General features: G+C 32.0%; 6 protein-coding genes. 4 read left to right on the top strand and 2 right to left on the bottom strand.

Annotated features, from left to right (window positions below; genetic code table 11):
• Positions 1-497 (bottom strand): helix-turn-helix domain-containing protein (locus D0T51_RS11925; protein WP_163729585.1); only part of this gene is annotated, 497 nt, incomplete at its 3' end.
• A gap of 1,063 nt (positions 498-1,560) precedes the next feature.
• Positions 1,561-4,218: a restriction endonuclease gene (locus D0T51_RS11920; RefSeq protein WP_163729583.1), complete on the bottom strand. Its 2,658-nt coding sequence runs from the start codon at positions 4,216-4,218 to the stop codon at positions 1,561-1,563.
• A 714-nt stretch (positions 4,219-4,932) separates the two neighbouring features.
• Between D0T51_RS11920 and D0T51_RS11915 the strand changes: the two genes are divergently transcribed.
• From D0T51_RS11915 to D0T51_RS11900, 4 genes are all read left to right on the top strand, one after another.
• Complete coding sequence (locus D0T51_RS11915; protein ID WP_163729581.1) at positions 4,933-5,385, top strand: RadC family protein; 453 nt, start codon at positions 4,933-4,935, stop codon at positions 5,383-5,385.
• Positions 5,386-5,631: 246 nt separating this feature from the next.
• Positions 5,632-6,219, top strand: coding sequence for a tyrosine-type recombinase/integrase (locus D0T51_RS11910; RefSeq protein ID WP_163729579.1), 588 nt, complete (start codon positions 5,632-5,634; stop codon positions 6,217-6,219).
• Between the two features lie 346 nt (positions 6,220-6,565).
• Positions 6,566-7,231: a hypothetical protein gene (locus D0T51_RS11905; protein WP_163729577.1), complete on the top strand. Its 666-nt coding sequence runs from the start codon at positions 6,566-6,568 to the stop codon at positions 7,229-7,231.
• A 100-nt stretch (positions 7,232-7,331) separates the two neighbouring features.
• Positions 7,332-7,688 carry a hypothetical protein gene (locus D0T51_RS11900; RefSeq protein WP_163729575.1) on the top strand — a complete coding sequence of 119 codons (357 nt, stop codon included), beginning with the start codon at positions 7,332-7,334 and terminating at the stop codon, positions 7,686-7,688.
• The last annotated feature ends 893 nt before the right edge of the window (positions 7,689-8,581 follow it).

The raw sequence follows: 8,581 nt of genomic DNA, 5'->3' as shown, positions 1-8,581 counted from the left end.
CCTAGATCAATAGCTTGTTTCAGATACTTCCCAACTGTTGTTTTGCCTATGTTCAATACTTCTGATAATCTTCTGTATGATGAATAACCACAGAAATTGGTATTATTAAGACATCTACATTTTACAAGAATAAGGAAGCCTTTCAACTCATTTGGGATGGGTAGTTTTACTAAAGCTTCATCTATAAAAACATAATGTTCTGTTTCGAGTTGATACTTGTTTTTTATAAAGTAACCTAATTTCCCAAAATGATCTGTTGATTTTTTAGTGAGCAATCCATGTCTCTCAAACTCCGAAAGGTGTCGAGAAACTGTTGCTTGGGATGTTCGATCTTTACCTGTGTAAGCATGTTTATTTATGTACTCAACTATGGTTTGTTGTTTTACGTTTGATTCATAGGTCTCCCAATCTGATTTAAAAGCTAGACAAACGAATGTGTATGCTTCTGTTGGGGTAAGATAGTTAGCTATCTTTTCGGTTATTCTTCTGTAATTCATTAGTAGCAGATGAATTTGAATTTATAAATATGATATCTCTTTTATCCTTCTCCATTTTTAGGTACTTACTTGTTCCGAAATGGATTTTAGCACCTTTCCTGTTCTTAAAAATTGACTTGGTGGGTATATGGTAAATCATAGAAATAGAGGTTCATTTTTAGGATGTTTTTTTAGAAATCCATTTTTCTTCGTAAGAAGGAAAATGTCTAGTAGCGTATTAGTCAATTAGATATTAGTAATTAGGTATTAGTATAGCCATCCGTCTAGCGGACACTTTTTATTCATCTAGCGGACAGAAAATATTCATCTAGCGGACACTACTACAAGAGATAAAACCAGACAAAATCTGGTTCTACTCTTAGCCCGATCTTACTTCTTTGAACTAAATCTGGATTTCTTCTTTGGCTTTTTATCTTGCTTTAAGCGAGACTGTAAATATTCTCTTAATAAGTCTATGTCTATAGGACGGTAGGTTATATCTGTGATCTCCCTTATCTCGGTTGGTATATAAGTTATGCCTTTGTTCTTGCGGTCTTTCTTAGTCACTTTCATAATGGTTTCAAATAATAGGTTTTACGAATACGGTTAATCTGTTTTCTTAATCTTATATAGCCTTGTGTTTGTAACCATACCGAGATATGGATACGTGAATCTTTTATGCCTGCATCAATGGCTTGCGGTCTTAGTTCTTCATAAGTATAGAGCATTGGTTATGCTTTATAGATGAATAGATACAGAATCTTTGTCGGTGGTTAATCTTATAGACGAAATTTGGACTTAATAAGTAGATATAGTCAGTTATGCCCGAAATGAAAAAGGAGTTGTGATTTTGAGTTGAGAACTATCTCATTCTTAGTATATGCAAAGATACAAAGGCTTTAGGAGGTAAAAGAATACGAAAAAATAATTCCGCAAAACTTATCTTTCTGCTTACTTCCTAGTGTTTAGTGGTGCTAGGTATAGGCACATTTTGATAAAAATAAAGGCAAGAATCACTTCTGGTCTTTTTCGGTTGATCTGTTTTAATTGATAATTCAATCTTATTTAGTCGTTTTTTAGCGAGCTATCTTAGCCAAGACAGCATTTTAGCAAGATAAACTTTTTTTGTTGCGACTGTTACATCGTTAAAAAAATCTATAGGCAAATCGTCCAATATTCCTTTTCTAACTAGTCCTTTGACTGTTTTGTCATTATATCTATTTATCAAATTTGATAATTGCTTGAATTTTGGTGTGTTTATTACTATTTTTGTTAAAATAGAATCAATGTCTTCTTTCGTTTTGTTTGATAAGTCTTCCCCAAAAGATGTTATATTTCTGTTTTTATCAATAATGTTCAGATAAAATAAATTGCTATCATAACATCGTATAATAGGATTTCCATTTTTTATACCTTCAATAGATCTAATGCATTCGTTTTTTGAAATCAGTAGAACTCCTTCATTTTTATATAACGTTGGTTTTTTCCCAAAATCAACTTTAGGATCAGGTAACTTGTTTTTTATTTCTAAATTCGAAAAATGTATCCAGCCTATCAAACTCCTTGCATAAACAGCCCATGTTTTTTCTTCAATGTCATATTTGAATGTTTCTTTTAATATTTGTATGACATCATCCAATAAAATACTCTCATTATTTAATTGCTTTAGTTTGTTGTAAGGGGTGTAGTTTAATAAGACTTTACTTAAATAGTTTCTGAATCCCTCTTTTGTTATTGGGATAGAAGGATTGCTTACTGTATACTCGTCTTCGTTTGTTTTTTGAATTAATCCAATAGCTCTTAAGGTGTATAAATATGATTCAATAGATGTCTTTTTTATTTTTTTTGGATATCTATTGGCAAAATCCTTTGTTTTTAGTTTTTCTGTAACGTTTTTAAATAATAAAAATGTTTCTAAGCAAACATATATAGAACTTCGAAGTATATAACTTTCACCAATTATGGGTATTTCATTTGTTATTAAGAAGTCGCGAAAAACGTCCCAGTATAAATTGTAATTAATCCCTGATCTAACAATTAATCGCTTATCTCTAAGTGAATCTAATATTTTCTCGTTTTTAAAATCTTCTAATTCTGTGATGTCAAAAGTGTTGCCATCGTAGGTCCTTTTTGCTATATACTTTAAGAGCTGAATTTCTTCTGGATCAAGTTGTTCTAAATCATTTTTAAATAATTCTTTTATATTTAAATTTTCATCAATCAGTTTATCCTGTTTTATCCCTTTGTTTACTTGCTCGTGAATATGAATACATAGTTTTTTTGTTAACCATGGAAGTCCTTGTGTGTTATCCTTTATTCTTCTTCTTAAATCAGGTCTTAATTCCCCTAAAGACCTTTCTAATTGATTAATAACACCGTCAATTTCTTTACTGGCAAATTCCTCCATCGTAAACTGTTCTGATTGTTCTTTTGCTTGCTGCCAATAATGATATGCTTCATTGTCTGATGGTATCAAAGTTTCTGACTTCCAAGAAAATCCCACCACTAAATTAGATCTTGCATCCGTAACGTCGGTTAGGAATTTATAAAATGATCTAAAAAGATTTTTCTTTCTAAAGACATCTTCAAATTGATCAAAAACTAAAATTAGAACTTTCTCTTTTTTCTTTAAGTATTTTAATAGTTTATTTATAGAGTTAGATGATACTATATCATAATTAGATGTGAGTTGAAATTTGTCAAATGAAAAGTCATTTTCAATAAAACCCGATTCTTTTGCTTTTTTCATCATATCTTGAAAAGCTAGTGCAACAAAGTTGGAAGATGTTGCACTTCGACAATCTACAGCATACAAAAAGAAATTATTCTTATATTTCATGTTCATGCACCGTCCTCTTGTAGCTGCAATTAGAGAACTTTTCCCCCAACCAGATTTACCTGTTAAGTAAAAGATTCTTCTATTCGTTTTTTTATAAATGACATTATAGAAAAATTCCCAAATAGCATTTCTGATTTTATATCTTCCAATAAAATGCTTATCTGAAGCGGGTAGATAGTCATACCAGTTCTCACTTTCTTGAAGCTCTGAAATGGTTTCTATAGGCATTTCATTATTATCTTTAATTAGCTTGAAATTTACATCCACTGAAGGAATAAGTGTTAAGGATGATATTTCATCTATTTTTTGTTTTAATACATTAACAATTTCATCAGACACATGAGCCCTATTATTCTTTGCATTTACAATTTTTATTTTTGTTGGCAATGCATTTGACTCATTGATTAAATATATAAAGAAATCCCCCAAATATGTTATTGCTAGAATTTTTTTAGAGATAGTATATTCTGAAATTTCAGATAAAGGTTCATAAACCATATTACCATCAGATAACATCTGTATAATTTCTGTAGGCTCAAAAAATGTCAGTTTTTTATACTTCTGTTTTTTTCTAATTTCGCTCAATAGAGCACCTGCTTGGTATTCTAACTCCTGTGTTCTAAAAAAATATCCCTTATCAGCTTCACGGAAGTCAACGTTAAATGCAAATTTGGATAATTCATCAGCCGAAACTTTATCCTTTGCTTTACATTCAACGTAAAGGGAATCCTTTGTATGCTTATGTTCTGCCATTAGATCAATCTCCATTCCACTGAAATTTATATTCCCTTTTACTTTATACTGGTGAAGATTTAGTAAATTGCGAGTTAAAGCCTCAAAACAATTACCCTTGGCTTTATTAGAACTACCTTGTTCTAGAATTATTTTTATTTCAGATTTCATACGCTCATTGTAATGGAATGGGAAGTTTCTTATGCAAAATTACAGTTTAATCTGATAGAATTCTTCTTTTGCGGAGTATTATTCAACACAAAAATTAATGTAGGATAGTGTGTTGGTGATATATTGTGTCAATTCTGCCCAATTCTTTATTTTTCAAGAAACGCACTGATGTAGAAAAAACAGTATATACTCAAACCTGAAATAATGTCCTTCTTTCAGCGCATAATAAATTTGATACTTTTTTCTAACAAAATAGCCTTTAGATACCCTTTCTCAAAAAAGTATCACTTTATGAAGTCGAGAAGTTTATAAGTCTCTTAGCTTCAATACTGCATAGAGGCAAGCGTACAGATATACTAACCTTGATATAAATCCCCCTCCCGTCTGATTTTTTTTAAGGTCTCTAATATATACAGACTTCATTTCTGCATAAAGTCAGACTTTTAGAAATGATCTAAGCCTCAATATGCTTTTTATCACTTGAACGATACCTGTGTTACCCAAAACTCCCCTCACTCAGTCGAAAAGAGAAATAGAAGCTTTAGCGCACTCTCACGCCAAAACTCAAATCATTTGAAATTTAGGAATTGACTTTACCTTTTCAAAAGTGAATTTAGAGTGATTCCCCATTTCAAAGGAGTTTAGCCGTTTGAGTTCCTAAAGCTTCTGTTTTCTCCATTCTTCCTATTTACTAACAACTAAAAATTACTTTTTATGGGGATTTATAAAGCAAGTGAAGTGAAATTGACTTACAAAAGCAAGGTGAAAGCCTCTGAACGTCCACAAATAAGATGTTCACAGGATATTTATAAGCTACTTAAAGATTCTGTCTTTGATAGTGATACTATTGAGCATCACGAATCGTTAAAGGTTGTACTACTTAATAGAGCAGGGAAAGTATTAGGCTTTCATACTGTTTCTGTTGGTGGAACTTCTGAATGCACAGCGGATACTAAAATTATCATGCAAGCTGCTATCTTAGGCAATGCAAATGCGATAATACTTAGCCATAACCACCCAAGTGGGAATATGTCTCCTTCTCCGCAAGATGATCTGTTGACTGAAAAGCTTTCTAAGGTCTGTAAGCTAATGGGGATGTCCTTGTTAGATCATATTATTGTTACAACTGAAAACTATTACAGCTATGCAGATGAAGGACGTATATAATGTGTTAGCTTTTTTGTTCCTGATAGGTGCAATGGCTGTGGTGTGGTTTATGTCTCATTCTGCTTTCTTTCTTATAATTATATTTGGATTAATAAGACTAACAAGGAAGCCAAAAAGACCCAGACCATAGAGAAGAGAATGTTCACTAATAATAAAAGTGAGCATTCTTCTTTTTATCAGGCACTTACGAATTAGTGTAAAAATTAAAGATTCACTTATGTGTAAAATCAATTAAAACTGAACATTATGTCACTTAAATATTCCAACACAACAGCAGACTATCTGAATTGGGATGAAATGACCAATTTGATCAGAAGATTAGCCAAAGATGGAAACTATAAAATGTCTCTCCTTATTTCTATTGGCTGTTTCTGGGGCTTGCGTATATCTGACATTCTTTCTCTAAGATGGAAGCAAATCTATAATGTAGATGAATTTACTATACAGGAAAAGAAGACAGGTAAAGGCAGGACTATAAGGATCAATCCACAGTTGAAACGGCATATCTCTGAATGTTATGAGCATATTCAGCCTATCAGTATTAATTCTCCTATTCTGGTTAGTCAGAAAGGAACTACTTATACGATCCAAAGGATTAATAATATTCTAAAGGAGATAAAGGCTAAGTATAAGTTAAGTGTGAAGAACTTTAGCTGTCATAGTCTTAGAAAGACCTTTGGCAGACAGGTTTATAACCAGAATGCAGAGAATGCAGAATTAGCCTTAGTTAAGCTTATGGAACTGTTTAATCATTCAAGTGTAGCAATCACTAAGAGGTATTTAGGACTTAGGCAGGAAGAGTTGTTAGATACTTATGATTCTCTTTCTTTCTAACGAACATAAGTAAACGCTTTTTGTTATATTTGCAGTAATTCCACCTATCAAAGCGTTGAGAAGTGGAAGGATGTATTAAAGACAAAAGCGTTACGATATTATCCTTGTTCAGAAATCCCCAATTTCAAGATCAACTCAAGGATGGTTGAAGGGACGCTCACGTCTATTGTGTATATACTCCTTTTATAGGAATATTATCATAATGGCGTGGGCTGAACTGACTATTTGAGTTGAGGCATGGGGATGCCCTGAACAGGTAGTTTAGTTTATGTCCCACGCTTTTTTATGTAATAACGTCAACCAGAGGGAGCTAGGTTGCCTATAGATTATAGATTATATATTAGAAATGAACAATTTGCAGTTATTCTTAAGTAACTTTATACATGAATGTATAAAAAAAGGGGTTGAGTATGATTTACTTAGAGACATTGAGCTTGATAATGGATTTAGAAAAAGAGGCTTTAGTCTAAAAAACAGGTCTTTGGGCTTTTATCATGTTCATTTGCTGATAGATGAAAATTCTTATTTACAAGGAATCCGTCTTCTTGGAAATGATAAACTTTCTCAAATAGCAGAGAAAATTGAGCATTCAAATGAATTTTATGGAATCCCTGCTCAATTGACAATGCTTGATGTTGAAAGATATCCTTCATCATTAAATGTATTTTGTGAGGCTATTGGTCATTATGATCCAGAACACATACAGTCAGTCATCCTAGACGCATATAAACTTACTTTAGAAGATGAGAATAAAGCAGAAGAGATGTTTCAATTTTATTTTAAATATGTTGATTTTTTTAAAGAAAGCAGAGATTATAAATGCAAACCCCTGATTAGGTACACTTACATTCCTTTCTGCATTCAAAATGGGAAAATAGACGAAGCGAAAAAGCAAATAAATGAAGCGCTTAGTGAAGTTGATGACAATTATTTATACGCAAGTGGATTAGACGGAAATTTGTTGCGCCAAGAAATACTAAAATATCATACGAAATGTATTAGTCAAGAGTAGGCAATTCCTGTTATCGCTGATGTTTTCACAAAAAAGAATAAAGAAAATACCATAGCGCTAAATTATAATTCAATATTAATCAATAAACATCACAACAAAAATGGGTAAAATATTTAACAACAAGAGTATGACAATGCTCAAAAATATTCTTAATGGGTTTAACTCCTCAAATATTGATGGGTTAGAGGTGTATACAAGTGGAGCTTTTGCAACAGCACCTTTTCATATAGACTTATATTTGAAAGGTGTGTTTTATAATAAATATCTATTCTGCTCAGATCGTAATGGAAATTTGGAGTCTATTGCTATCTATGGGAAAGAACTGAATGTTCATTTAATGAAAATAAGATCTTCTATGATTTGCTTTGGATTAAGTGTGGAATCTGTAAAAATGGACAGAGAAGGATTTAGTGATTTTGTTGATATAATTCTAGATCCAATTGAGTATGACATATAACTATAGGTGGCTTACAGGTTCCCTAAGATATTACTAGCATTCGTTTTGTTGGTTGTTGTTTGCGTTATTGCCTACATAATAACTAATTAACAAACAGAAATACTTATGGAATATACCTTATTAGACATAAGCGTGAGAGGCAAGATGTATGATGTCAAAGAGCCTTCCTCTGGATCAATAATAATAGTGTTGATACTAATCGTTGTAGGCTTTTTATATGTAATTGTTGGTAGATGGATTGACAAGGATAAGTGAATTTTAATGAAACAAGTTATCTGCTTAAACATCTTACTGTTAGCTTTTATCTCATTGGTGTCTTGCCTTAACTCCAATCCAAAAGATAAGTTGCTTTCCCATCCAAATGGAGAAACAGAAAATATCTTTCAGGAAAGGCTAGATATTAATGAGATAGAAACTATTTTTAAGAAGTACATATACACAGATAACTGGAAATCTTTGGATGGCACTAACTTATCTGCTGAAATAGATAGTCTTTTTAAGAATTATGTAGATAGTTGTTTTATTGCTGATGTGGATATAAACTTACTGACGCTAGACTTAACTCCTGAACAAGATACTACTTTGTATATAGAGTTTGCCAAAGAGAAATTCAGGATTGAGACAACACAAAATTATATTGGATCATTGAATAACCATCAAGGCTTTCGGATTTCTATGGGATATGAGTACAGGTATGAAGCAGAACAACTACTAATGCTCAAGTATTATAATCTTGTACTGTCTTTACTTGAACCAGAGGATAGAAAACTGTTAGAGGTAGACCAGAAATTATGGGAGCAAAGCTTTGAGAGTTCTAAGGGCATATCTGAATTAATCACAGAGACAAAATATGGAAATAGAGGTGGTAGGGAAGATTTGTATGATATGAGACC

This window comes from Parabacteroides sp. 52, assembly GCF_010500925.1.
Lineage (GTDB): Bacteria > Bacteroidota > Bacteroidia > Bacteroidales > Tannerellaceae > QVMG01.
This window is presented reverse-complemented; position numbering and strand designations above follow the sequence as displayed.

What these genes read in the sequence shown, in the direction of transcription:
- D0T51_RS11915 (WP_163729581.1), top strand. Translation starts at nt 4,933, where the DNA reads ATGGGGATTTATAAAGCAAGTGAAGTGAAATTGACTTACAAAAGCAAG.
- D0T51_RS11900 (WP_163729575.1), top strand. Translation starts at nt 7,332, where the DNA reads ATGGGTAAAATATTTAACAACAAGAGTATGACAATGCTCAAAAATATT.
- D0T51_RS11905 (WP_163729577.1), top strand. Translation starts at nt 6,566, where the DNA reads ATGAACAATTTGCAGTTATTCTTAAGTAACTTTATACATGAATGTATA.
- D0T51_RS11910 (WP_163729579.1), top strand. Translation starts at nt 5,632, where the DNA reads ATGTCACTTAAATATTCCAACACAACAGCAGACTATCTGAATTGGGAT.
- D0T51_RS11920 (WP_163729583.1), bottom strand. Translation starts at nt 4,218, where the DNA reads ATGAAATCTGAAATAAAAATAATTCTAGAACAAGGTAGTTCTAATAAA.